A 25,106-nucleotide genomic window follows, 5' to 3' on the forward strand; every position below is an offset into this window, starting at 1 on the left:
TTACGCCTTGCAGCTTGCCAAAGCGTTCCTTTTCTCGCCATGGACACACCCAAGGCGCCCGCCTATGACTGCGCCCTTCCCCAAGCAGTTGCCGGATCGAGAATGACGAAGGAACCAAGGCTCGCTCTGGCCGCATCGGATACGCCGGCCGCGCAAGCGGCGCTGGCCGCCATGCAGAACGATCATGACTGGGTGCCGCTGGCCGAGGCGGATGCGGTGGTGGTGCTGGGCGGCGACGGTTTTATGCTGACCGTGCTGCATCAGATGCTGGAGCTGGACCATGTGGTGCCCGCTTATGGCATCAATTACGGCACTGTGGGCTTTATGATGAACAAGGTGCGGTCATCGCGCACGATCGAGCAGCGCGTGGCGCGCGCCACGCCGATTTCGGTGACGCCGCTGCAGATGGTGGCGCGCACCCATGCGGGCGAGACGATCAGCGCCTACGCCATCAATGAGGTCTCGCTGCTGCGCGAGACGCGCCAGACCGCCAGGCTGGAGATCACCGTGAATGACAAGGTGCGCATGGCCGATCTGGCCTGCGACGGCATTCTGGTGGCGACGCCTGCGGGATCGACGGCGTATAATCTGTCGGCCAATGGCCCGATCCTGCCGCTGGGCAGCCAGATGCTGGCCTTGACGCCGATCAGCCCCTTCCGCCCGCGCCGCTGGAAAGGCGCGATCCTGCCGCAGAGCGCCGAGGTCTCCTTCCGCGTGCTGGAACCGGCCAAGCGCCCTGTGGCCGCCGTGGCCGACCAGAAGGAAGTGCGCGACATCGACAGTGTGACGATCACCGCCGCGCGCGACCGTCAGCTTCATCTGCTGTTCGACCGTGGCGCGAGTCTGGAAGAGCGCATTTTCGCCGAGCAGTTTCTGGTCTGAGATTTTTTGCGGTGTGATGGGGGTCGGAACGGCGTTTGCTGCGCGGTTCCGGCCCCTTTTTTGTGCCTTGCGATGGTGCGTGAAGGCGAAAAACTGCCTCAACACCTTCAAAAGACGAAAACTTTTCCACAGATGGATGTTTTTTGCATTTTCGCGGCATTTTTGGGTTGTCAGTCTCGGAATGCCTGCTATTAGCGCGCTCCTGCCCGGCAGCGATGCCACGGCGGAAACGACATGGTCCCTGATAGCTCAGCGGTAGAGCTCTCGACTGTTAATCGAGCGGCCGTAGGTTCGAATCCTACTCAGGGAGCCACGTCCTTCTGTCTTACCCTTTCATGGGTAGTCAAAAGGCTAGATTTTCCGGCATTTTGCTGGCACCCCAACAATCATGTTCGATCATACACGATCATGCAAAGGCCCCCACTCTGGGGGCTCCGCTGGGGGCTTTGAATCGAGGCCCGCATGCTGACCGATGCGGCCTGCAGAAAATCCAAACCCGACCCGAATGGCAAGGAACGCAAGCTCCCCGATTCCCTCGGGCTGCTGCTGGCGATATCGCCCAAGGGCTACAAAGTCTGGCGCTTCAAGTACCGGTTCGCCGGGAAGGAGAAGAAGCTAGTCATCGGTCCGTATCCCGAGGTCAGCTTGATCGATGCGCGTGCAGAACGCGACAAAGCCCGAGCGTTGCTGCGCGACGGGATCGATCCGGTCGTAGAGAAGAAGCAGCGCAAGGCGGTCTCGCTTGCGGAAACCGCGAACACCTTCGAGGATCTCGCGCGCGCCTGGCACGCCACAACATCGAAGACTTTGACCCCGCGCTATGCAAAGCAGGTGCTGTCCAGGCTGAAGGACAATGTCTTTGCGGATCTGGGCTCGTTGCCGGTTCGGAAGATCACGGCGCCCATGGTGCTGCAGGTCATCCGCAAGATCGAGAGCCGTGGTGCCATCGAAATGGCGCACCGAGTGCGTGGCCATATGTCCGACGTGTTCGTCTGGGGCATATCCTCGGGGCTTGCGGACAGCGATCCGGCTGGCATCGTGCGCAAAGCGCTGGCGCCAACCGACGGCAGGAAGCGGCCAGCGCTGCTGCACCTGCCGGACGCGCGCGAGCTGCTGCTCAAGACTGGCGCCATGGAGGATCTTTACTGGGGCACGCGCCTCGCCTCGAGGCTCCTAGCACTGACGGCAGCCCGGCCGGGCATTGTCCGGCTGGCCGAGAGGAAAGAGTTCGAGGATCTCGGTGGGGCCGAACCGGTCTGGCGCGTGCCAGCCGAGAAAATGAAGCTTACCCGCGAGCACAAGCGGGATTCCACCTTCGAATTTCTGATTCCGTTGTCACCGGAGGCGGTCGAGACCGTCGAGACGGCCATGCAGTTGAGCGAGAGCTCGAAATGGCTGTTCCCCGGAGTGGGCAAGAAGGGCGTGCCGATCAGCGACAGCACCGTATCGAAGCACTACCGGGACGCTGGATACAGGGGCCTGCATGTCCCGCACGGCTGGCGCTCGACCTTCTCGACGATCATGAACAGGATCGCCGCGACCGCTGGGCGCCCCGGCGATCGAGAAGTCATCGACCTGATGCTGGCTCATGTCCCAGAAGGCGTCGAGCCCATCTACAATCGTTATCTCTATATGCCGCAGCGGCGAGAGATCGCGTGCGCCTGGGCGACGATGCTGATGGAAGGTCTGCCGCCAGCCGCGCGGCTCATGTCTTCCCTGCTCACACCTCCGCCGGGGGCCAGCCGGGCCTGGCGCACCGGCTTGGCCGGATGGGGACGACAAAAGATCGAACGCCGGAAAGTGCGCACCTAGCAGCCCAGGGAGCCCGCGCATGAGCGGGGGCGCAATCGGTAGCCTGACGACAGGCATCGCCGCTGGCCTGATGGACCAGGCTGTCCGCAAGGAACGTGTGCGCGGGGACAGCCCGCGCACTGGCGAGAAGGTGTGGCGCAACAGCTACACCGAAGGCCAGCTCGAGGACCGCCTGTGGCGTCCGGTCGGCTTTGGCAAGGACAAGGGCAAGAAGCGCGGCGCCCGCCGTATGATGGGCGCGGTCCTCAAGGCGGCCGAGAAACTCGAGCTGCGCACCCTGCGCGAGCGCCAGGCCAAGAAGCCCGGCGTGCGCAATGGCGTGCTCGGCGATATCGGCCTTCGCGTGCTCAAGGCCCTCTATGAGATCGTCGAGTTCAGGACCGGCCGACTGGAGCCCTCGATCCAGTATCTCGCCGACAGGATCGGCAAGAGCTATGCCGCCGTGCATAACGCCCTGGATCGCCTCCGCCAGCGCGGTTTCGTCAGTTGGGTCAGGCGTAGCAGGCCAACCGACAAGGAAGGCCAGTTTGCTCCGCAGGTAGAGCAGATCACCAACGCCTATGTGCTGTGCATCCCGGCCGAGATGATCGAGCACTTCCAAGCGCTCCTGGGCGACGCCCCTACCCCTGATTGCGAGCGCTGGCGCCGCGAGCAGGCCGACAAGGATCTCGAGGCCCTCATCGCCACGGTCACGGCAAGCCAGTTCCATCACGACTTCTGGTCGGGGGACAAGCTCACCGGCCAGAGCTTCGCTTCGATTGCAGCGCTCCTCGACAGGCAGGAACGCGAATCTTCGACATGCGGAGAAACCGTGGGATCATTCTGATCCATAAAGGGAATGGGAGGAGCGGTGCTCCTCCATGCGTGGTTTGACGATAAAGCGCCCCCTGATGGGGCAAGAACCGCCCCAGGCGAAGCGACGGCGGCACCGTTGCTCGGAGCCGCTTGCGCGGCTCCGGGGCTTCCCAAGGGGAAGGGCGCAAGGCCTGTGCCATTCCGCGCGCGCCGGGCGTGAGGCCTGGAATGCGCCCCTGCAACGAGCAGGTGGACTAGCTGAGGCTCTGTTGCAGCGAACTAGGCCAGCCGCTCGACGCTAGGGCAGGTTTACGCAACGCTCCCCCGGTTTACGCAACGCCCGCCTCAGGTTTACGCAACAAAGGGAGCGTTTATGTATCAGGCCTCGAGCAAAGCGGCCCAGCGATCAAACAACGCGCGCCGGCGCTCCAGCATCTCGTCGCGGTTATAGGCGGCCTCCACCTTATCCTTCGGCGAGTGCGCCAGGGCGCGGTCGATCGAGGCCCGCTCAGCCGGCACAGCTTTGTTGAGGATGGTGCTGAAGCTTGCGCGCCAGCCGTGCGGCACATGCCGGCCGCCATAACCCGCATCGATATAGAGCTGGCGGATGGCCCCCTCCCCGATCGGCGCCGCGCCGGTCGAGAACACCAGCCGATCGGCGGGCGCCGGCGAATGGGTATCATACCCGTTCTCGCGCGCGGCCTGGCGCAACAGCTGCACCGCCGGCGCGCTGAGCGGCACGAGATGATCGAACCGCTCGTCGTCCTTCTTAACCAGGGCGAGTTTCATCCGCGCCGCCGGCACCCGCCAAACGGGCGCCGGGCCATCGAGATCCTCGAGCTCGCCCCAGCGCATGCCCCTCACCGCATCGAGGCGCACCGCCGTCAGCGCGAGGAAGCGGGAGGCCAGCCGCACGATCGGCCGCGCGCCGACGCGATCGCAGTCAGCCAGCAGCTGCTTGCACTCGTCGGCCGACAGCAAAGCGGCGTGCTGGCGCGCCGGCCGCGCTGGCATCAGCATGCGCGATAGGATCGCCGCCGGGTCGTCGGTGCAATGCCGTTTCACGATGCCGAAGCGGAAGATCGAGGAGAGCCGCTGCCGGAGCCGCTTCGCGGTCGTCAGGCAGCCCCTGCCCTCAACATCATTAAGCACCTCGAGGATAGCCGGCGCATCGATCTCACCGATCGGCAGCTCGCCCAGCGCCGGGAAGGCATCGCGCTCGAGGCTGGCCAGCACATCGGCTGCATGCACGGTCGACCAGCGCGGCGCCTGGTGCGCGTGCCAGGCACGCGCCAGCTGGACAAAGGTCTCGATCTGCTCGAGGTGGGCGCGCGGGGCGCCAGGTGCAACGCCTGCCTGCAGGCGTTCCCGCGCGGTATCGCGTGCCGCACGCGCCTCGGGCAGCGACATAGCCGGGAATTGCCCAAGCGTGATCAGCTTTTCCTTGCCCGCGCGGCGGTACTTCCAGCGCCAGGAGCGCAGGCCACTCGCCGCGATAAACAGGAACAGCCCGCGCTGGTCGAAAAGCTTATAGGCGCGCGCCTGCGGCTGCGCGGCCTTAACGGCGGCAGGTGTCAGCATATTATGGTCTCACGAAAGTGGGCGTCATCCGCCCGAGGGGGAATTATATGGCCGATTTGACCAGTATCTTGGGTCCGTACGCGTATCCGGCGCCATGGAAGGTCCTGTGGGCAGATCGCTCTAGTCGCTGGCTGCCCGGCCTTGCCGCCGTGCTAGCGATCGGCGCCGGTGTTGCTTCCCTGCCAGGTCAGGCGCCATCGCTTGCCGCGTGGTTTGGGGTGGCGGGAGGCGTCTTAGGCGCTGCAGCCACCTGGGCAACGAACTATTCCAGTCGGGTTCGTGATGCCGAACTTCGTCGAGTCCAAGCTCTAACGGACATGAATCGAGAGCTTGCGGACCGCATCAACACCCGCATAACGCCAAGTTTCTGACGGATCGCGGCGGAAGTCCTCCGGTTGGGGGCACGATCGGGAATGTGATTCCCCGCCGGTACCCAACCTTTTGCAATTAGGGGGCGGAACTAATCCAGTGGTTCATCATTCGCTTTATAGCCGCTAATGTTGCGCTACCATTCATGTCCTAGCCCCTGACGGAGAATTAGGAGGAGCGGAGTGGTTCACGTGCGGAACCTATAAGCTTTACGAGGACGCGTTGGCAGAGCACGCGTTTTCGTTTTGTGTATCCGGCGTTGGGCGCCGATCTCTCGCCCTCGCCGGATACATAATTCCCTTCCAGCACTGATGATTGATGAGGCCGCTCAAACGGTTGCTAGAGGCATGTCAACGGCATCTTCAGCCCGAACAATGTTGCCGAAACAGCACACTACGGGTTTGATCGCAGCCGCTCATCCTTCATACGCAACAATTCACCGGGACCTGACTTTCCCTGAGGAAGCCGCTTTGGAGGTCACCGTCTGCGCAGCGGCCTATCACGCTCATAGAAAGAGGTCCTATGAAGAAACTACTTTTAGCTGCCATGCTGGCGACTGCGGCGTCCGGTGCTGTTGCACATGCAGACGAGCAAGGCCCCTACATCACCGTCGAAGGCGGCGGGGTAAAGCAGGAGCGCGCTGACGTCCGTGACTCCAACAGCAACTTCCGTTCCGACCGGTTTCGCTATGGCTGGGAAGCCGGTGGTGCCGTTGGTTACGATTTCGGCAAATTCCGTTTGGAGGCCGAAGGGTTTCACCATGAATCTTGGATGAAGTCGGAGCAGACGGCGACGGGCTTCTATACCCGTGATGCCAACACGCTCTCGGGCAACACCTACACCACGGCCTTCATGGGCAACGTGCTGTTCGGGCTGGGCCACTGGGGTGGCGCGAAGGCCTATGCAGGCGGCGGCGTAGGCTGGGCCTCGATCGTGCTGCATGAAAACAGCGCCGGCTCAGTCCCCGTGAACAACCGCGACAACGGTTATGCCTGGCAGGCCATCGCGGGCGTGACCATGCCACTGACCCATAACATCGATCTGGGTGTGAAGTATCGCTACTTCCGCCCGGACGGCACCGATCTGTTCCGCAATGCTCAGCAGAATTTTGCGCAAACCTCGCTGCGCAGCCACTCGGTGCTGGCGACGCTGACCTACAACTTCGGCCATGCCGCTGCCGAGCCGGCTGCTCCGCCGCCCCCGCCGCCGCCGCCCCCCCTCCGCCGCCGCCCCCTCCGCCCCCGCCGCCTCCCCCGGCTCCAGTGTGCAACAAGGGCCCCTACATCGTGTTCTTCGACTGGGATAAGTCGGACATCACGCCTCAGGCTGCGACCATTCTGGACAGCGCGATCCAGGCCTATGGCAACTGCGGTACGGCTGCGATCACCCTGGCCGGTTACACCGACCGCTCGGGTACGCCCAAGTACAACCTGGGTCTGTCGGCCCGTCGTAACGCCTCGGTGCGTGCTTACCTCACCGCGCATGGCGTGGCTGACGGCACCATCTCGAGCACCGCTTATGGCGAAGCCAACCCCCGCGTTCCGACCGCCGACGGCGTGCGCGAACTGCAGAACCGTCGCGTGGAAATCACCTACGGTCCGGGTTCGGGCAACTAAGCCCTACAGCACCGAAAGCAGGAAGGGGCCGGAGCAATCCGGCCCCTTCTTTCTGATTTCTCGCGGGTGCTCATCGGCGCTGGTTCGTCGCAACAAGAGTCGGAATGCTTGCGGCCTAGGCGGATGAACTATCCGCCGCGATGATTGCGAAAATGGCGGATTTCCGACATTTTGGGGCATCGCGTCAAATAAGCGATACCCCCACCGATACCCCCTGAGTCCGAAGGTCCGCCATCCCATGAAAAGGGAGTGGTGGGGACAAAGATGGTTGGCTCACGCACAAGAAAGCTGCCCGAAGGCGGAATAGGGAAAAGCGTCAGCGGCCATCGCTCGCGCCGCCATGGCCAAGCGTCATTGAAGATAATGCGTTGCCGGGCAGGCGGCGCGCAAAAAAACGCTGCGGCGCGCGAGAATGCGTAGCGGCGCGCAACATCCTGCTTTATCATCGCTGCCGATACGGAGGGAAGTGCATGGGATATCATCGCGATGAGGTGTTCGTGGCGGGCGGCCAGCCTGCAGTCACATATGTCGAGCGAGAGGAGGTTCACGTCGAGCGAAGCTTTGCCCGCGCTGTCGCCACACCAAATCAGATCGTCTCCCTTTCTGGCCCCACCAAAACCGGAAAAACAGTGTTATGCCGCAGAATTCTGGGGCATAGGGAATATGTCTGGATTGACGGTGGTCAGGTCAAATCTACCACCGATTTTTGGGATAAGGTTGCTGCCGAGCTCAATATCCCGCTGGACAGTCAAACCGCTAACCTCGCTTCTACCACCGTTCAAGCACAGGGCGGCGTGCCACTCGTGGTCACTGCTAGCGGCTCTCAACTGTTTTCGTCAACGACGACGCAAAGAGAGCGCATCGACTCGATGAGGAGCGCGCTTAATGCACTCGTCCAAAATAAAGTGATGCTCGTTATTGATGATTTCCATTATCTTGGCGATGATGAGCGGCGAGATGTGATGCGAAACGTCAAAGGCGCGGTCTTCAATGGCCTTAAGGTTATCCTTCTTTCAGTATCTCACCGCGTTTTTGATGCAATTAAGGCAGAGTCTGAACTTACCGGTCGATTTACTGCCATCACCTTGCCTAGTTGGAACAAAGATGATCTCGGAAAAATCCCGCGACTGGGATTTAAAGAATTAAAGGTCGAGTATACCGAATCCCTGATAGATAAATTGTGCGATGAAGCGCAAGAAAGCCCATTTCTCATGCAGAAATTTTGCTGGGAGATGTGCTTTGACAACGGCATAGAAGCATCATCTATGTTTGCGAAAAATTCGATAGATCCTTCATATTCGATAGATGATATGCTTCGAAGAATATCTAATGACGCAGGCCTTCCCATCTATCAGAAGCTATCAGCGGGACCTCAAATTCGCAAAGTAAGGGCAAAAAGACCTTTAAAGGGCGGAGGAGCTGCTGATATCTATCAGGCGATTTTGCTGGCCTTGGCAGCAACTGGGCCAAAGGCACTCATCCCTTATGATGAACTGCGCCAGGAGTTGAACAACCTGCTGTCTGATCAAGTTCCCCAAAAACATGAGATAACATCTGCACTCAAACACTTGGCGACCCTTGCGCGCGAGTTTGGGACCGGCGCCGCGATTGATTGGAACGAAGACACGAGGGAGGTAAATTTGGTCGACCCTTACCTTAGGTTCTATCTGCGGTGGCAGGTACGGAAGGACATGCTTCCCGCTACGTAGATCAAGGTCGTTCTCTTCGGCTATGATGGCCAGCGCAGACTTTAATGTGCGAAATGCACGAGCTGGCCACGTATAGCGCGCAATCCAACTCGCGCCCATCACTGCATCCCGTCAGAATCGATCTCCACCTCCTTCAGCACCACCCTTCCCTCCGAGATGTAGCTCTTCCACATAGGCTACCCCTCGAACGTCGTATTTTCGGGAACGGCGTGAGACTGGCACAGCGGGCGGCAGGCCAGTTCCAGTGGAGATTTGGGTCTCTGGGTCACGGCACTAGGCCTCGCTACATCAGTGAAGTGCGCCGCTTGTTTTGTCAGCAAGTGTTTTTGACGGCGGCCTCTTTGCGCGTCCTGAGATCCCTCTAAAAGCCGGAATCGCGTCGGATAATCCCTCCGCCGCGATAATCTCAAGAATGGCGAAATTGTGCCATTTTCCCTGCATCACCGAGATATTTGATACCCCCACCGATACCCCACTTTCCACGGCTCGCCGCGACTCATGTTCCATTTTCGTTCTCGCTGCATTACGGTGAGCGAATGGACCTTATGCAAGCCTTGGCGGTCGTGGATTCGGTGGCTGATGCCGCATTGAAGCCCCAAGAGCGCGGCCAAGAACTCATCGACGCTCTAGCGTTCCTGCGAGATTGGGGCGTCGACCGATCAGACCTGGTGTGGTTCTGGAGATGCCTAGAGGGCGATCACGACGTTGGCAGGTGGCAGAGCGCCAATGCCTGCCGCGACCGGATCAAGTTCTTGGTGAACGAAAAGCGCAGGGAGAGGGAGGAGCGCCGGAACCCGAGCCATGGAGCTTGGTGATTACGCGGCACGGGAAATACCTATAGCCTTTCCGACAACCTGCGATATCCTCCCCGACAAGCTAGCGCCTTGAGAAAGCACTGGCCCAGATCAGGGCACCGGCCTGAGGTGGCCCATCTCCGGGTGGGTTGGAGGTGTCGTCCTAAGCGCGCCCACGGTGGCCCTGATCAAATTTCGGTATCCGGAACCAACGCGGCGGCTCGCCGTTTTCGCTCCGAGGCGCCTTCGAGCGCCGCGAGCGTTCCCAACAGGCTCCTTGGCATCGTCGGTTGGGAACGCTCGTATTTCATGTCTTTCAGCCCCAAGGAGTTTTGCAACGTGCCGCTTGCAAGGTTTCCCAAGCAGAGGATCTCCTATTTCTGGAAATTGTGGGATGAGTTTGCTGAACAGAGCAAAGCCATGATGAAGCCCGTCATGCTTCCTACGACGCCCATGAATCGCTTGTTCCTAGTGAATAAGGAATTTGCGGAGTATCTGCACCGCCGAGATTTTTTCAGCAGCGGGGCGACAGTCTCTAGCCAGGCAGTCTCAAGGTGCCTGACAGGAACGTGCGCACTTCCATCTAGTCAATGGCACAGACCCTAGTTAGTGAGCCGGGCGACGCCATGTTCTCCGATTCGTGGCCTTGTCTTGTGTATCCGGGTCTCCGACCCGATGCCCGGATACACAATTCGCTGCCGTCAGATACCCAGCAGCTCACGCAAGCGCCGCGCCATGAACTTGGCCGTCATCCCATATCCAAGCACCGGAGCAGGATGTCGGTTGTCGACGTAACGGCCCAGAGGCTGAGACACCTCATAGGACACAAACGGGCGGGTAAAGTCGATCAGCGGTAGATTATACTGCGAGGCCAGATCCCGGATCACCTGCACGTACTGCCCCTGAGTGGGATAGGCGGACAGGTTGCTCGGGAACGGGATGCCCAGAATGATATCGCTGTTCGGCTGCAGCGTCGTGATGATCGAAACCATGTTGGCCCTGAAGGTGGCCACAGGGACGCCGAGCGACCAATCGTTGATGCCCAGATTGATGAACACCGCCACCGGCCGCATGGCGTTCAGCACCGAGAGCGGCGAGCGATTGTTGGTCGTGGCGGCCCAATCGGTGCTGGCAGATCCGGCCTTGGCCATGTTGGCCAGCATCACCTTGGGCGCCGTCGAGTTGCGCAGGGTCATGCCCTGGACGCGCGGCGCGCCTGCGACCTTGGTGACGACCACCGGCTCGGTGCCCAGCGTCTTGGTCAGGGTGGTCAGCGTATAGTTGCTGGTGTTGCACGGCACAGTCGTCACCGAGCCGCTGCCGAACTGTACGCCCACCGAACTGCCTGCGGTACCGCCACACGACAGGATCAGATCGAGCGTGTCGTAAGCCTTGCCCGGCGTGAAGGTGAGCGGCCCCGTGGCACTGTCCAGCGCGACGGGATAGCCACCGATCGAATAGTCGCCACCGAAACCGATGCCGGCGCCGAGCGTGATACGCGGGTCATAGGCCGGGAGGTCCGAGACCGTGCTGGTGCTGATCTGGTTGCCGTACCAGCCGTTTTCGTCGATCGCCATGAAGGGCGAAAGCAGCCCCAGCGACAGAGGATGTAGAAATTGCCCGCCCGCAAGCGCGCTTCGAAATAGTCCATTAGCTGCTCGGCGCTGGGCCGCCGACCTAATCCCGGTGCCTGGCCACCCGGCAAGAAAATGGTCGATGCCTTCGGGCCGACGCCATCTGCCAGGCAGACGAGAGGCCGGCGTCGTAATAATCTACGAAAGCTTTTCAGCTATATCCGCCAATATGGCGATAAGCGCCTGGTGGTTCTCCTGGCCGACTATTTTTTCGATATGGATCTCGTGATCCGTTGCATGGCCATGCAATTCCTCAAGGCAAGATAAACCTTGGGGTGTCAGGGAAATGTGAAAGCTTCTTTTGTCATTCGGATCTCTTTCGCGTTCGACCAAGCCTGCTTTGGTTAATTCACGAAGTGATGCCGTCATCGTCGATTTGTCGCGACCGATCGCCTGACTGAGTTCGGTCTGGTTGATCTGGGGGTTGTCGTGGATGATCTTCAGCAGGGAATACCAGCCAGGCCAGATACGATGCTCGCCGACCCGGCGGGAGAATGCAGCAAACGATGCTTCCTGTGCACGGCGCAGTTGGTAACCCAACACGCCTTCAAGGTTTTTCGTCCAGGCAGGAGGCTGTGTCGGCATCACGAGGCGCGGCTTGGCTGACTGCGGTCGCTTCGCGCGTGTGTCACGATTACTCATGGATTTTGCCTAAAGAAAACAGATGATAATCAGCTTTGTGGCCAAATTTGTTACGCCTGAGACGAGGACCAGAGTGGCATCACCTTGATTGCCCTCCCCCTATCACCGCCTCTCGGGCGGAGCATCGGCTATCGGAATCTGGACGATTTTGCTAGCTGAAACATAGCTCAGATTTGAGTACGTCCTACACCATCAAGCTCGCAGTCTGCTTTTCCGACTATCAGTTGATGATCGTACGGGCCCGGGTGGTCGGCCGCCGGGCCCTTCCTCCTGATTACCCGCGCACCGCGCCTGGCGCTGTTTCCTGCAGCAGAAGCGATATCGCAGCCCCGGCCAGCAGCACACCGTCGACGCACAGAAGCGTCAGCTTGAGCCCGCCGGCTACTGCGATAGCGCCTCCGATAGCCGGCGCGACACCACCACCAAAAATCTCGCCCAGGCCAATGACCAGCCCCATCGCACCGGAAGCCAACGCCGGCGGCACGCATTCACCTGCGATCGGTCCAGCCAGCAAGGCATTGGCGCCGCAGCAGCAAAACGCAGCCATGAACAGCGCGGCAAAGATGGCAGGCGGAGCTTGAGCGTAGAGCACGAGCAGCGCAAGGGCAGCCGTTCCGACGACAAAAGCGATGAACAGAGCCGGGCGGCGACCGATACGGTCGGACAGGATGCCCAGCAGGATCTGGCCGACAAAACCGCCGAGGCCGAAGCCCGACATAACAAAGCCCATCACAACACCGCTGATATGCATCACATCGGTCAGGAAAACGGGTGCCATGACACCCAGGACGAATATGCCACTCATCGAGCAAAAGATGGCCGGGATCGCGACACGGATGTTGCGATAGCCAAAGATCTCGCCCCACCGCGTAGGTTCGGCGCTTTGCTTGGTGGTTGGCAGCGGATCACGCAACACCCGCCAGAGCACGAAGGCCAGAACGAGGCCCGGCACCGACACCAGCAAGAATACATCGCGCCAGGATGGCAGTACCGTGGCCAGTTGGGTCGCGATGATAGGCCCCAGCGCCAGTCCGCCCAGAGCAAAAGCGCCTTGAATGATGCCCAGGTTGATGCCCCTACGCCGAGCCGGAGACGCGTCGAGCGCGGCCGCATAGCTGGTCGGGCAATAGGCGCCCTCGGCGATGCCCATCATGAGGCGGGCGGCGAACAGCGTAGCGAAGCTGATGGCCAAGCCGCTGACGCCTGAGAGCAGGGAAAAAGCGATCACCGCCGGAATGATGATTTTGCGCCGCCCCACCCGGTCGGACAAGCGGCCCATGATGATGGCGAAAACACCCCATGATAGGCCGATGGCAGCGGCAAGATTGCCCAGATCCTGATAGTTAAGATGCAGGTCCTTCATGATCTGCGGCGCCAAGGGCGTGATCAACCAGCGATCAAGTCCAACCAGCCCAAACCCTGCGGCCAGTAGCCCGACAGCGCGTCTCTCGTAGCGAGGGTCTTCAATGTCGCTGGAAGGCGCTGACAGGCTGTGCATGATGAATCCCTATGTGACCGGACGGGTAGCGTGGTGGCCATCGAGAACAGCCACCACGCCATCATGCGCGAATGCCCGCTCGCCAGATTGCCCCGAACGGTCCAATCTCGGGGCTGAGGCGGTTCAGGCGGGATCGCCGGAGAATTGCTCGGATTCGCCGGTGGAATAGACTGTCACCACAGCGCGCCGGGGCTCAGCATTGAGCAGCAGGCGGGTGGCATCGGCGCGGCAGTAATGGCCCGCAGGATCAAACACGGCTTTTGCCGCGATGATTGCGTCAAGGTTTGCATCGGCATAGACGATGCCTTCCTGATCCTCGGGGAGATGCTCCGCGAGCGGCTTGCCGTCAGGGCCGAAGATCATGCTGCATCCGCCACCCGGCTTAGCGCCATCGGGATTGAGCAAAAGGACGCGCTCCTCAGTGTCGCAAATCTGATCGAAGATGTCCTGCCCTGTCACAGCCGTTGCATGCAGGACATAGCAGCCACCCTCGATGGCGTGGACCTGGCTGACAGCCAGATTGGCCTGCGCGGACAAACCGTATGCCTTGTCCTTGTACAGGGTGAAGGAGGGCCAGGATGCGACGTGGATTTGCTCGTCCTGGGCATAGAGCGCAAATTTGGAAAGCGGCTGCACATGCTCGGCGCAGCACAGCGCGCCGAGCCGACCCAGGCGGGTGTCAACCACCGTCAGATCCGATCCGTCGCCTTCACCATAGACGGTGCGCTCAACATGGGTGGGCTTGAGTTTGCGGCGGACGAACAGGATCTCGCCGGCATCGTCGATGGCGATTTGCGAGATGTACAGGCTGGAGCCCGCCTTCTCGTTGAAGCCCAACACGACATGCAGCTTAAGAGAAGCAGCTGCCTGACGGATGCGTGCGATCTCGGCGCCATCGACGCTCACTGAGCTCGCATAGAGGCGAGGGAGGAACTGCATCCCCCAAGCGGGCGCGCCCAACCATGCCCACCACGGATAGCCCGAAAGCCAGACCTCTGGAAACGCAAGGAGATCGGCGCCATTGGCGCTAGCCTGCGTCATCAGCTCGATCGTCTTGTCGACCGTAGCCCTCAGATCCAGGAAGACGGGAGCCGCCTGAACGGCAGCGAGTTTGACGTTTATCGTGTTCATGGAGGATCCCGATCTTGTTCAAAAATTCAACTATGCCTGTCTCATGCGGTCCGTACCCCGAGGGCTTATCGCTTGAGCGGCCAGACGGTGGGGTGACCATCCGGCGTAATCATGAAACACTCGATGTTCAGAATCTTCCCATCGACGATCTTGAAAATCTCATAGATGACAAAGCTGAATGGATGGTCCGCTTTGGGCCCGTTGTTGCTTTGCAAGCCGGGCTCAACATCCAGGCGGCTAATGCCCACCACGATGCCCCGCGCCGGATCAGTCAGGGGAAAGCGGCGTTCGCGCACATGCGGAATCCAGCCGAATTTGGTCACGCCAATGTCACAGCTGTCGGAAGTGATGACGCCGGGCTTGTTGGTGTTCGTGGTCAACGTGCCGTTTTCGGTGCGATTGCAGTCCGGGTGGAAGGGCACGATCTTGGGATTATGATCCTCGACGGACTGAAAATAGAGGTTGGCAATGCGGCGCAGTTCGCTGGAGGAAACGCGTTCCTCGGGAGGGAGCACATCCGACCACATCGGCTTGGGGATCTCAACGCCCGCAGGATTGTACAGCAGGTCCTTGGGGCCGGCGACCAACTCTTCCATCTCGCTGATCTTGCGACCGTCGAGCTTGAGCCGCAAGAAATACAGCGCCGTTCCGCCATCGCGACGGCGCACCATCCCCAGAAACACGGCCTGATGATCGATCGGGCTGACAAAAGTCGAGCGGCCGGTGATGATCGTGGCGTCGTGCCAGATCCCATCCTTCAGATCAGTCTTGTGGCCATTCTCATAGACCAGCGCGTCCTTGGTGAAGGCCAGCTTAGCCGCATCATGCGCTTCCAGCCCCAACAGGACATCATGGACCGTGTCGAGGAGGCAACTGCGATCACAGCCTGGAGCAGGTTGAGCAACAGCAGGACGGGCCGCAACCGGCGAAGCCAGCATCAAAACCGGCATGATCGCCGCCAACACGCTTTTCATCAGTCGTTCCTCGCAGGTCATGGGAAAAGGTGGCGGGCCGCCGCAACAGCAGCACTGGCCCGCCAAGTCAGGGCAACTTAGAACTTTCCGCGAATGCCGACCGTGAAGTAGCGGCCCATGATGTTATGGACCGACTGCGCGGCGGGATAGAGCACACCGGGGAAGTACGACGCAAAGAGCGGCGCCTGGCGATTGAAGAGATCAGTGACGTTGATGAAGGGCTGGAAACGGCCATCTGCAATGTCCACGCTGGCAGTCACATCCGTGTAGAACACGTTGGGGATGTGGTTCGAGGCGTCATCAATCACATAGGTCGACCGGGTCGAGCGCAGATAGCTGCCGATCCAGCGCTCCTGCACAAACAGGTTGAACTTGTTCACGCTGTAGTTGACCGAGAAATTGCCACGCCACTTGGGGTAGCCTGAGGCGTTGCCATCCACTGATGTGTTGGCAGTGCCCGCCAGCTCTTCCTCGGTAGCCAGCGCGCTGGACTTCAGCTTGATGTGCGGGACATAGCTGGTCAGCGCGCGGAAGGTCACCGTGCCTGCGCCCAATGCATGGCGATAGCTGCCCTCGAAATCATAGCCCTGCGTCATGAGCGAGGCGCTGTTGACGGGCGACAGATTCACGGCGGTTGGCGTCCGGCCATCAGCGGAATAGGTGATCAGCGCGCATTCCGGCGACGTGCCGTTGCTGGCAACGCAGTCGTTGTAGGTGGTCTGCGCGTCGTTGGTGGTGATCGCCTCCTTTAGCTTTAGGCGATACCAGTCGAGCGAAAGGCGCAGGCCAGGCACCTGATGTGGCGTGTAGGCAATGCCGACGCTGGTGGTGTCGCCCTTCTCAGGCTTGAGATTGCGATTGCCAACGGCCGTCTGCGTCACGTTGACGGAACCTGCCGTGGTGGTCAGCGCATTGGCGCTTACCGAGCCGGTAGCGAACAAGTTGTAAAGCGTGGGCGCGCGAATGTCGCGCGACTGTGTGGCGCGGACGCGCAGGTCGCTGGTCGGTTCGTAGACGAGGCCAGCCTTCCAGGTGACCACGCTGCCGCTCGTCGAATAATTGGTGAAGCGCGCCGCGCCGTTCAGCGACAGTGACTTGCCGAGCGCCCCTTCCTTGATGAGCGGAACCTCGGCTTCGCCAAAGACCTCCTTCACACTGTAAGCGCCGCGCGCAGTACCGATGTTGGTCCAGTCATAGGCGGTGGTGCCGGTCGGCACGTTCTGGATACCGGTGAACACGGCTTGAGTGGCAGGGTCGGAATTGCTGGTCTGGTTGAGCGACTGGTGGCGATATTCGCCGCCGACCGCCAGCGATACCGGGCCCGCCCACAGCGAGAAGGGCGTGCCCGAGATGCTGGCGACAGCATCATCCATCGTATTGATGATCTGATAGGTCGAAGTTCCGCGCACATAGGCCACCGCTGCTGCCGAAGGTGAGCCCTCACCAAACAGATTGATCGGCGTGCAGCCTGGATACAGGCCAGGGTTGGTCAGAGTGACGCGGCAAACGACGTTGCCGCTGCTGTCCTTGACCGCATCAAGCGCGGCATAGAGCTTACGGTTGTCGATCTCGTTGGCGTTGACCTTCAGGCTGTTGCGGCCGTGCTCATAGCTGACATTCCACTTGTAGGCGCCGAGTGAGCCCGACAGTCCAGTGGTGATGTTGTAATTGAGGTTCACAGCCTCGGAGGTACGCAGGCCCAGATCGCGATTGTAGCGCGACATGGCCACGGCGCGGCCGCCATTGACCCCAGCCAGTGTCGCCTGGTCGGCGGCCGACAGGTAAGCGTTGGTCGGCGAGATCATGAGGCCGCCGAAATTGAAGTCATAGCCGTACTGGCTGTCATTCTCGGCTCGGGCAAAGCTGCCCTGCACGAAGCCCTCGATCTCGGAAGAAAACTCATAGGAGATGCGGCTGAACACCTGGGTCGTGTCGATGCTCCCGGTCAGGCCCAGACCATCGAAATAGGCACCGTCGCCGCCAACCGATTCGCCCGTGTTGCCGATCGGCGTGCCGGTGTTGAAGGTGGCCAGTTGACCATTCTTGAACGTCTTGCCCAGAGCCGGGATCAGACCGCCAAACGAAGAGAAGTTGAAGTGGGCGTTGGCATAGGTCTTCAGTGGATCGGAAGCCGTGCCCGCGCCCACCAGCGTGTAGAGGCTGTTGCCATTGCGTCGAGCAGAGCGGTAGTTGATGGCGTCCTGATGATAATGTTCGGCGCTGAACAGGATATGGCCCTTGCCTTGCGCGAAGTCCTTGCCTGCAGCCATGCCGATCTTCCAGCTGGGTGCATCGCCATAGGTCGAAATGCCGCTACTGGCCTGATACTTCACGCCCTTGAACTTACGATCGAGCACATAGTTGACCACGCCGCTGACCGCGTCTGAGCCGTAGGTGGCCGAGGCACCCGCCGTCACGATATCGACGCGCTTGACCAACATCTGGGGCAGCGTGTTGACGTCGACGCCGCCGGCCGAGCTGGTCTGGACGGCGCGCTGGCCATCGAACAGGATCAGCGCGCGAGCAGTACCAATGCCGCGCAGGTTCAGATAGTTGCCATTGGCGGGCGAGTCAGCATTAGTCTGGAAATAGCTGGTCGAGCTCGACGAGTTGGACAGCTGCGGCAGCTGGTTGATCGCATCGGCGAGACTGCCTGGCGAAGCCTTGAGCAACTGCTCGGTTGTCACGGCCGTAACAGGTGTCGGCGCCTTGATGCCATCGCTGACAAGGCGCGTACCGGTCACGACGATGTCGCCAACCGGAGCAGCTCCTTTTTGATCGGTCGGAGTAGCATCCTGCGCCATGCCAGTTGTCGGCAGTGCCAGCGCGGTGCTTGCCAACAATGCAACGATAAACCCCTGCTTCATAAGTACCCCTCAATAATTGAATGACCCTGGACCCACTCGCGTTTCGTTCCCGGCGAGCTGGCGCGATGCGCCGCTGCCGCCAGCCTCCCGGGCTGACGCACGCGATGTTTGGTGGAATCGAGGCTAGAGGTGATCGTGGGGCGTTGATGTTCGCAAACGGCACGAACTTTGGTCTTATCCGGCACAGCCGTGATTTATGGGCTAAGTGATTCGCTCATTTTGGGACACAAAATTACCCATCGACTATGTCACTAGGGTGTTTGACCACCTGTCATCTGCCCGAACTGCCCTATTTTTCTAAAATAGTAGCTCACAGATCCGTGTGCCGTTGCATGATGCCTGCTCCGCGCGTAATTTGCCGGCAGAGCCATCCGGACAACGAGGTGGCTGGGAGCAATCCCGAGATAAACGCACCGCAGGCGGATGACACAGACCGAAACCAGGCGGTCAGTGGGTGTGATGTAACTGGGTGCAAGCGGGGAGTATTCGCAATGGCTTTGGGCGCAGGCACTTTTACAAATGAATCGTCCTGCTTCTCGCATTGGCGCGATGCCGTATGCGACGCAGTTGTTGATCTGGACTGTGCGCGCCCGAAATCTGGCGCTTTTCACGGTAAGATCCTGTCTCAGCCCATGCGCGATCTGCGCATGATCAAGATCGCTGCCACACCGCACCAGGTGACGCGCGATCGCCACCGCGCATCCAGGGCTGTCGAAGAGTTCGTTCTTCTCAGTCAGATCGTCTCGGGCAGTTCGGTCTTGGTGCAGGATGGACGAGAGGCCCATTTGCAGCCCGGCGACTTCGCCATCTACGACACCACCACGCCCTATCAAATGGTCCTGGACAAGCCTTTTGAAATGAATGTGATGCGCATCGAGCGGGATCATTTCGCCCGGCAGGTCGGTGCCATCAACGAGCTCACTGCTCTGGCCGTATCGGGTAAGAGCGGGACGGGCCGTATTGCCTCGCTGTTGATCGAGGAAACGATTTCGCAGCTCCCGACCATCGGGGACGGTGGCGTGCGTCAGGTCAGCGATACGATGCTCTCCTTAATCGCTGCCGCGCTGGCTGAAGCAGCAGGGGAGCGTCCGGCCGACCGGATGAGTGAGCCGCGCCACCTGCTCGTGCAGCGCGTCATCCGCCTGGTCGAGGATGAGTTGGGCAATGATGAGCTGAACTGTGACTATGTGGCGCGCCGTCTGGGCATCTCGGACCGGTACCTGCGGAAGATATTTTCAGAACGCGGCTCCAGCCTGTCGGAAACCATCTGGGAACGCCGCCTCATCGAGGCGCAGCGCCAGTTGGGGCAGCGCGTTGCGGTGCAGAAATCGGTGACGTCGATCGCCTACGAATGCGGCTTCAAGGATTCGGCACATTTCAGCCGTGCCTTCCGGTCGCGCTTCGGCATTAGCCCTCGTGATTTCAGAAACCAGCGCGCCGACAGCTAAGCCGTCGGCGCGCAATGGTGTCATGGCTGGACGAGGTAGCTTCCATCCAGCTGCTTTGCATCCGGGCAACCCGTAAGCGCCAATGTGTTGTCGATCTGTGCGCGCAATAGCGCCAAAACCTCATCTACACCCTGCGCCCCGCGTGCGCCCAAACCATAGAGCAAGGGCCGCCCGACCATCGCGCCCACTGCTCCGGCCGCCAGTGCCTTGACCACGTCGGAACCGTGCCGGATGCCACTATCCACCATCATGGGCAGTGAGCAGGCTTGTCGCATGGCGTGCAACTGGTCGATCGGAGCCGGAACATCTTCTAACTGTCGCCCGCCATGGTTGGAGATGATAATGCCATCGACGCCAAGCTTCGCGCAGTGCGTTGCATCGTCGGCGTCTAGGATCCCTTTCACAAGCAGCTTGCCCTTCCAGGTGTCTCGCAGCACCGACAAGGCATTCCAATCGAAACTGGCATCCATCTGCCGGCCCATCAGGGCCGCCTGCGCCTCGACATCGCCCGCCCCTGCCGCGAAATGGGCAAGCTGGGGAAATCCGCGCAGCACCTGGCGCAGCGCCCAAATTGGGTGCGTTGCCCCGTCCCACATGATGCCCGGCGTGTAGTGAAAGGGCACGCCAAACCCGGTGCGCTTGTCGCGGACACGCTCGCCATTCACGGCCACATCGACGGTCAGCACGAGAGTGGTACAGCCCGCCGCTGCAGCGCGGCGGACAAGATCCTCGGCCAACTTGCGCTGGACGACGTAGAGCTGGAACCACAGTTCGCCCGATGAGGCAGCAGCCACTTCCTCGACAGTGCTGGTGGCTGCGGTCGATAGGCAGAAAGGTATGCCCGCCTTCTGTGCCGCCTTGGCCAGGATAATGTCGCCCTGAGGCCGGACGACTCCAGTCAGGCCGATCGGTGCGACTGCCATGGGGCTGGACCATTCCCGGCCAAATGGGGCGACCCTCTGGTCACGCGTACTGACATCGACGAGACGGCGCGGGTTCAGCAGGCGCGAGGTATAGGCCTCCCGGTTCCGGGCCAGTCCGCGCTCCGAACCGGCACCGCCTTCGACATAGTCGCAGACCATCTTGGGCAGGTGGCGCTGGGCCACCTGCCGATAGTCATCGAGCGTGGGGAGCGGCTTGCTCATATCAATGGTGATCCAGCCAGACATCGAGAACCGCGCAGCGCTTCTCTTCGCGAACCACCTTCAGGGCTTCGGCGATGATCTGGTCGATATCCTCGGGGTTCGTGATCTGCTTACCCCAGGCATTGCCCGCCGCCTTGGCGATGCCGACATAGTCGGGCGCCGGGTCGAAGGAGGTGTCGAGCGTGTCGGCATGGGCTGCATAGCCATCGGGATGGACGGCGAGAGTCGAGAGCTTGGGCGACTTCCAACCGCGATTATTGAAGATGATCTGGAGGAAGGGTGCCTCATAGCGGCGTGCCATCCAGTGTACCGAGCTGGGCACGGTGAACATGAATGAACCATCGCCGGTCAGAGCCACGACCGTCGCCTCGGGCTTGGCCAGCTTAACCCCGATGGCTGCGCCACCGTTCCAACCCAGGGAGCCACCGCCGCTGGTGAATATCTGGGCGGGTTCCTGCAGATCGAGATGGTTGAAAACCGTGTGGTAATTCGAGATCGCCTCGTTGACGAAAACCATGGATTCGTCCTGCGCAGCGCGAAGGCGCGAGACGAAATATTCAGGGGTGATCTTGCCAGTGGGGACGGCCTCGAGCCGGCCAAGGGACTCGTCGCGGGCGGCATGGCGCGCACTATAATGCTGCGTCCTCTCGGCAACCAGAGCTGCGTCGATGGCCTTGCCATCCAGCCACTGGTTGAGTTGCGCAAGAGCGGTGGCAGCGTCCGCGCGGCAGACGGCCTGCGCATCGATGCGCCACAACGGCATCTGTTCCTTGAGCGGATCGATGTCGATGTGGAAGATCTGGGCACCCTGCGCAGGCTTCGAGATCGTGGGAATCCACGGCACATCGCTGTCGATCACCAGCACCACATCGGCAGCACCCAGATCCTCATTCTGATATGGCTGGTTCCACTGGTTGCCCAGGTAGAGGTCGTCACCATGCGGATAGTTCATCCAATTGGGGACCGATTCCAGCAGGCCGATGCCAAGGCGCTGGCACAGCTGGACCAGCGGCGCGACCGCTTGCGGATTGCGCCCCACAAAAGAGGTGACGATCAGCGGGCGCTTGGCCGTCAACAGCGCATTGCCAATCGCCTCAAGCGACGCCACGCCCAGCGCTGCAGGCTCAATGGCGCGCCAGCGTGCCGCCTCGTCGGGCGTGGGTGCGACCTCCTCTTCCATCACCTCACGGGCGCCCATCAGATAGGTCGGGCCCTTGGGGTCGGAGTTCGCGAATTGCAGCGCGCGGTGCACCAGTTCCTTGACGTTCTTGCCCGTGCGCAGCTCGTTGTCATAGCGCATGTAGCCGCGCACCAAGCCGCGCTGGTCATGGACATCCTGAATCCACTGGATGAATTCGTTTCGGCTACCCTTCAGTTCGCCATGCTGAGTGTATGGCGAGGCGCCCGCGAAAATCAGCATGGGCGCGCGGCCCTTGGCGGCATTGTGCACCGCGCCGGCAAGGGCCTGGGTTCCGCATTCGACATGGACGACCACCGCCTGAGCAATCCCGCTGGCCTGCCAGTATCCGTGAGCTGCGCTCATACCCACCATTTCATTGGGGCACGTCACAACCTCTGGGATCTTACGCCCAGCAGCTCGGGCCTCCGCGATGGCTTCGACCAAAGCGGGATGGTCGCTGCCCAGATTGGCGAAGATGTAGGAGATATCGTGCTCGATCAGGGCGTCGAGAAAAGCGCTCGAGGTCGTGTACATGGATCTATCCTCAAAAAATGGGAATGACGCTCAGGCAAAGCCTGAAATGATGGTCTGGAGTGTTCTGAGAAACTGTTGCTTGTCGTCGCCCGCCAGCGCGTCCAATGCCGCGTCGTGGGCCTGGGCGCAGGCACGCAGCTCGTCGAGATGACGAACGCCAGCAGCGGTCAGATAGACTTTCCGTCCGCGACCATCACCTGGGTCAGGCCTGCGCGTGACGAGGCCATGTTTCTGGAAGCCCTGAAGAATCGGGGTGATGGTGGCCTTGTCGCGCCCAACCTCCCGGCTCAGCTCGATCTGCGAAATGCCGGGGCGATCCGCGATGAATTGAAGGATGGCATAGTGCCCTGGTTTCAGACCCTTCTGGCCAGCTAGGCGGGCAAACGCCGAGAACGACATGTCCTGCGCCCGCGCCAACAGAAAGGCGATGTTCGCCGAGAATGCCTCGGCTTTTGGCACGGGGTCAAATCTCGTTGATGGGTCTATGTCCATTGTGTCGCTCTCTTCCCTCTCTCACCGGGATAGTTAGGCATCAAACTATTTTCAAGCGAAAATTGCTGAGCCGCCAGAACCCACAAAACCGGCAGGTGGATGAACTTTAGAAACGCAACTCACCTGACCACGGCCAGTAAGGTCAAACTTTGAGACGGAATTGGTCCGAATCATTCCCCATCAGTGAGATCCGCTGCCCCTGCCCTACCTGAACCACGTCTCGTCTCACTCGGCCCCAAGATGCCCTGAGGTCCTTGATTATAGTTTGATAACAAACTATCAAATGCCCATAGCTTGACCCGGGCGTGCGCCTGAAAGTGAAAGCGAGCCCGAGCATATGCCGGCAGCAGCAGACACTCGCAGCGGGATTGCTATCGCCATAGACGGAAGAGGATCATTCGATGAGCGACGCTAGGTCTTACAATTTCGAAGCGCAGTACATTGCCGGCACCTGGCGGGCGGGCACTGGCGAAACCACCGCAACAGACCTGAACCCTTATACCGGCGAGACCTTGCTGACCTTGAAGTCGGCATCAATCGCCGACGTGGATGCCGCATATCGCGCTGCGGAGGCTGCACAGGTTGCATGGGCCGAAACTTCACCGGCAGCGCGTGCCGACCTGTTCCGGCGGGTTGCGGACATCTTGCGAGCCCGGCGAGAGGAAATCGTCGAATGGTTGATCAAGGAGGCTGGTTCAGCCCGGCTCAAGGCCCAGATCGAATGGCAGGCCGTCCTCAATGGCGTTATTGAGGCCGCCTCGATCCCCTACCGTATGCATGGCCAAATCCTGCCGATCGATACACCTGATACCGAAAGCCGCGTCTATCGTCGTCCTATCGGTGTGGTCGGCGTCATCAGTCCTTGGAATTTCCCGTTCCATCTGTCGCATCGCTCGATCGCCCCGGCCCTGGCGACAGGCAATGCCGTCGTGGTGAAGCCGGCAGAAGATACCCCTGTGACGGGCGGCCTGCTGATCGCACGGATCTATGAGGAGGCTGGCCTGCCTGCCGGGCTGCTCAATGTGGTCACGGGCGATTCGCGGACGATCGGCGATAGCTTCTGCACGCATGACGCGCCGCGCTTCCTCTCCTTCACCGGCTCTACCGGTGTTGGACGCCGGATCGGGCGCCTGGCCATCGAAGCCCCGGTGATCAAGCGCACAGCGCTGGAGTTGGGCGGCAACAACCCGCTTGTCGTGCTAGCGGACGCCGATCTCGAGCAGGCCGCCCAGGCTGCGGCCTTTGGCCGTTTCCTGCATCAGGGACAAATCTGCATGAGCACGAATCGAATCATCGTCGATGCCAGTGTGTATGATGAGTTCCTCACTCTGTTCGTCGACTATGCCGGGCGCCTGCAGCATGGTGATCCTGCCGATGCTAACACGCTCGTCGGCCCTGCGCTCAATGCCAAGCAGTTGAAGGCGAATTTGGAGCACCTCGCCGATGCCAAATCGCGGCTTCGCCAGGTGCTGGGCGGCGATCCGGTGGGATCGGTCGTGCCGCCACACATCTTTGCCGATGTCGATAATGACGACCCGCTGGCCCAGACCGAGATGTTCGCGCCGATCGCCTTCGTGATCAAAGCGCGTGATGACGCCCACGCCCTGGAACTGGCCAATGGCACAGAGGCAGGACTGTCGAGCGCGGTCTTCTCACAGGACGAGGCCAGAGCGCTGCGTTTCGCACGCGGCATCGATGCCGGGATGACCCATATCAACGACATGACCGTCGCCGACGTACCCTTCAACCCGTTCGGCGGTGAGAAGAACAGCGGCCTTGGTCGCTTTGGTGGAAGCTGGATCGTCGATGAGCTGACCACGACACATTGGATCACCGTCCGGCGCGGAAAAATCAGCTATATTCATTAATATCTGCACCTCTTGGCCGCCGCCTCAATCCTAGAGATCGAGGTGGCGGCCGGAGAAATCGCGACCTTTCCGACCAACCCGCACTGTTCCTCTTCAGACAGAAGATAGGTTCGCTACAAGCAATCGGCACTGTCT

General features: G+C 60.7%; 18 protein-coding genes and 1 tRNA gene. 8 read left to right on the forward strand and 11 right to left on the reverse strand.

The genetic code is table 11. The annotated features are described in order from the left end of the window. The first annotated feature begins 102 nt into the window (after positions 1–102). The 4 genes from ABDW49_RS14240 (at position 103) to ABDW49_RS14255 (ending at position 3,520) form a co-directional block, all read left to right on the forward strand. Positions 103–882 carry an NAD kinase gene (locus ABDW49_RS14240; RefSeq protein ID WP_343612676.1) on the forward strand — a complete coding sequence of 260 codons (780 nt, stop codon included), beginning with the start codon at positions 103–105 and terminating at the stop codon, positions 880–882. 238 nt (positions 883–1,120) lie between these two features. Continuing rightward, a tRNA-Asn gene (locus ABDW49_RS14245) sits at positions 1,121–1,195 on the forward strand. A gap of 149 nt (positions 1,196–1,344) precedes the next feature. Further along, positions 1,345–2,694, forward strand: a complete 1,350-nt coding sequence (locus ABDW49_RS14250) for an integrase arm-type DNA-binding domain-containing protein (protein WP_343612677.1) — start codon at positions 1,345–1,347, stop codon at positions 2,692–2,694. A gap of 19 nt (positions 2,695–2,713) precedes the next feature. Next, positions 2,714–3,520 carry a hypothetical protein gene (locus ABDW49_RS14255; protein ID WP_343612678.1) on the forward strand — a complete coding sequence of 269 codons (807 nt, stop codon included), beginning with the start codon at positions 2,714–2,716 and terminating at the stop codon, positions 3,518–3,520. 347 nt (positions 3,521–3,867) lie between these two features. Here the strand turns inward: ABDW49_RS14255 and ABDW49_RS14260 are convergent, their stop codons facing one another. Continuing rightward, the gene (locus tag ABDW49_RS14260; protein WP_343612679.1) at positions 3,868–5,070 is read right to left on the reverse strand and encodes an integrase arm-type DNA-binding domain-containing protein; all 1,203 of its coding nucleotides are present in this window, start codon (positions 5,068–5,070) and stop codon (positions 3,868–3,870) included. 906 nt (positions 5,071–5,976) lie between these two features. Then, on the reverse strand, positions 5,977–6,201 hold the full coding sequence (locus tag ABDW49_RS14265) for a hypothetical protein (RefSeq protein ID WP_343612680.1): 225 nt from the start codon (positions 6,199–6,201) through the stop codon (positions 5,977–5,979). A 500-nt stretch (positions 6,202–6,701) separates the two neighbouring features. Here ABDW49_RS14265 and ABDW49_RS14270 point away from each other — a divergent pair, with 500 nt between their 5' ends. Further along, entirely contained in the window at positions 6,702–7,055 is a 354-nt protein-coding gene (locus tag ABDW49_RS14270) for an OmpA family protein (RefSeq protein ID WP_343612681.1), read from the forward strand. A 470-nt stretch (positions 7,056–7,525) separates the two neighbouring features. Further along, complete coding sequence (locus ABDW49_RS14275; RefSeq protein ID WP_343612682.1) at positions 7,526–8,764, forward strand: AAA family ATPase; 1,239 nt, start codon at positions 7,526–7,528, stop codon at positions 8,762–8,764. Positions 8,765–10,259: 1,495 nt separating this feature from the next. Here the strand turns inward: ABDW49_RS14275 and ABDW49_RS14280 are convergent. The 6 genes from ABDW49_RS14280 to ABDW49_RS14305 all read right to left on the reverse strand — a co-directional run bounded on the left by ABDW49_RS14280 (position 10,260) and on the right by ABDW49_RS14305 (position 18,304). Beyond that, positions 10,260–11,135 (reverse strand): SGNH/GDSL hydrolase family protein, encoded by an 876-nt coding sequence (locus ABDW49_RS14280; RefSeq protein WP_343612683.1) that lies wholly within the window; start codon positions 11,133–11,135, stop codon positions 10,260–10,262. Between the two features lie 195 nt (positions 11,136–11,330). Next, positions 11,331–11,834 (reverse strand): MarR family transcriptional regulator, encoded by a 504-nt coding sequence (locus tag ABDW49_RS14285; RefSeq protein WP_343612684.1) that lies wholly within the window; start codon positions 11,832–11,834, stop codon positions 11,331–11,333. Positions 11,835–12,108: 274 nt separating this feature from the next. Beyond that, positions 12,109–13,332: an MFS transporter gene (locus ABDW49_RS14290; protein WP_343612685.1), complete on the reverse strand. Its 1,224-nt coding sequence runs from the start codon at positions 13,330–13,332 to the stop codon at positions 12,109–12,111. A 123-nt stretch (positions 13,333–13,455) separates the two neighbouring features. After that, positions 13,456–14,463, reverse strand: coding sequence for a carbon-nitrogen hydrolase family protein (locus ABDW49_RS14295; RefSeq protein ID WP_343612686.1), 1,008 nt, complete (start codon positions 14,461–14,463; stop codon positions 13,456–13,458). 65 nt (positions 14,464–14,528) lie between these two features. Continuing rightward, positions 14,529–15,437 carry a hypothetical protein gene (locus tag ABDW49_RS14300; RefSeq protein WP_343612687.1) on the reverse strand — a complete coding sequence of 303 codons (909 nt, stop codon included), beginning with the start codon at positions 15,435–15,437 and terminating at the stop codon, positions 14,529–14,531. A 77-nt stretch (positions 15,438–15,514) separates the two neighbouring features. After that, positions 15,515–18,304, reverse strand: coding sequence for a TonB-dependent receptor (locus ABDW49_RS14305; protein ID WP_343612688.1), 2,790 nt, complete (start codon positions 18,302–18,304; stop codon positions 15,515–15,517). A gap of 491 nt (positions 18,305–18,795) precedes the next feature. On the opposite strand from ABDW49_RS14305, the gene ABDW49_RS14310 reads away from it, so the two are divergent. Then, on the forward strand, positions 18,796–19,752 hold the full coding sequence (locus ABDW49_RS14310) for a helix-turn-helix domain-containing protein (RefSeq protein WP_343612689.1): 957 nt from the start codon (positions 18,796–18,798) through the stop codon (positions 19,750–19,752). Positions 19,753–19,772: 20 nt separating this feature from the next. On the opposite strand, the gene ABDW49_RS14315 is transcribed toward ABDW49_RS14310, so the two are convergent. From ABDW49_RS14315 to ABDW49_RS14325, 3 genes are read right to left on the reverse strand one after another with little or no spacing between them, the layout of a single operon-like run. Continuing rightward, positions 19,773–20,897, reverse strand: coding sequence for an alpha-hydroxy-acid oxidizing protein (locus tag ABDW49_RS14315; protein ID WP_343612690.1), 1,125 nt, complete (start codon positions 20,895–20,897; stop codon positions 19,773–19,775). Position 20,898: 1 nt separating this feature from the next. Further along, positions 20,899–22,611 (reverse strand): thiamine pyrophosphate-requiring protein, encoded by a 1,713-nt coding sequence (locus ABDW49_RS14320; RefSeq protein ID WP_343612691.1) that lies wholly within the window; start codon positions 22,609–22,611, stop codon positions 20,899–20,901. 30 nt (positions 22,612–22,641) lie between these two features. Continuing rightward, complete coding sequence (locus ABDW49_RS14325) at positions 22,642–23,103, reverse strand: MarR family transcriptional regulator (RefSeq protein WP_343612692.1); 462 nt, start codon at positions 23,101–23,103, stop codon at positions 22,642–22,644. 401 nt (positions 23,104–23,504) lie between these two features. Between ABDW49_RS14325 and ABDW49_RS14330 the strand changes: the two genes are divergently transcribed. Then, entirely contained in the window at positions 23,505–24,971 is a 1,467-nt protein-coding gene (locus ABDW49_RS14330; RefSeq protein ID WP_343612693.1) for an aldehyde dehydrogenase family protein, read from the forward strand. Positions 24,972–25,106: the final 135 nt, after the last annotated feature.

Origin of the sequence: Novosphingobium sp. (assembly GCF_039595395.1) — a bacterium.
In the GTDB taxonomy this organism is placed as follows: Bacteria; Pseudomonadota; Alphaproteobacteria; order Sphingomonadales; family Sphingomonadaceae; genus Novosphingobium.

Coding starts and splice junctions, on each gene's coding strand:
- ABDW49_RS14310 (WP_343612689.1), top strand. CDS start 18,796: ATGGCTTTGGGCGCAGGCACTTTTACAAATGAATCGTCCTGCTTCTCG.
- ABDW49_RS14320 (WP_343612691.1), bottom strand. CDS start 22,611: ATGTACACGACCTCGAGCGCTTTTCTCGACGCCCTGATCGAGCACGAT.
- ABDW49_RS14330 (WP_343612693.1), top strand. CDS start 23,505: ATGAGCGACGCTAGGTCTTACAATTTCGAAGCGCAGTACATTGCCGGC.
- ABDW49_RS14315 (WP_343612690.1), bottom strand. CDS start 20,897: ATGAGCAAGCCGCTCCCCACGCTCGATGACTATCGGCAGGTGGCCCAG.
- ABDW49_RS14285 (WP_343612684.1), bottom strand. CDS start 11,834: ATGAGTAATCGTGACACACGCGCGAAGCGACCGCAGTCAGCCAAGCCG.
- ABDW49_RS14265 (WP_343612680.1), bottom strand. CDS start 6,201: ATGGTGAAACCCTTCGGCCTCCAAACGGAATTTGCCGAAATCGTAACC.
- ABDW49_RS14325 (WP_343612692.1), bottom strand. CDS start 23,103: ATGGACATAGACCCATCAACGAGATTTGACCCCGTGCCAAAAGCCGAG.
- ABDW49_RS14305 (WP_343612688.1), bottom strand. CDS start 18,304: ATGAAGCAGGGGTTTATCGTTGCATTGTTGGCAAGCACCGCGCTGGCA.
- ABDW49_RS14250 (WP_343612677.1), top strand. CDS start 1,345: ATGCTGACCGATGCGGCCTGCAGAAAATCCAAACCCGACCCGAATGGC.
- ABDW49_RS14300 (WP_343612687.1), bottom strand. CDS start 15,437: ATGAAAAGCGTGTTGGCGGCGATCATGCCGGTTTTGATGCTGGCTTCG.
- ABDW49_RS14290 (WP_343612685.1), bottom strand. CDS start 13,332: ATGCACAGCCTGTCAGCGCCTTCCAGCGACATTGAAGACCCTCGCTAC.
- ABDW49_RS14275 (WP_343612682.1), top strand. CDS start 7,526: ATGGGATATCATCGCGATGAGGTGTTCGTGGCGGGCGGCCAGCCTGCA.
- ABDW49_RS14260 (WP_343612679.1), bottom strand. CDS start 5,070: ATGCTGACACCTGCCGCCGTTAAGGCCGCGCAGCCGCAGGCGCGCGCC.
- ABDW49_RS14280 (WP_343612683.1), bottom strand. CDS start 11,135: ATGGCGATCGACGAAAACGGCTGGTACGGCAACCAGATCAGCACCAGC.
- ABDW49_RS14255 (WP_343612678.1), top strand. CDS start 2,714: ATGAGCGGGGGCGCAATCGGTAGCCTGACGACAGGCATCGCCGCTGGC.
- ABDW49_RS14295 (WP_343612686.1), bottom strand. CDS start 14,463: ATGAACACGATAAACGTCAAACTCGCTGCCGTTCAGGCGGCTCCCGTC.
- ABDW49_RS14240 (WP_343612676.1), top strand. CDS start 103: ATGACGAAGGAACCAAGGCTCGCTCTGGCCGCATCGGATACGCCGGCC.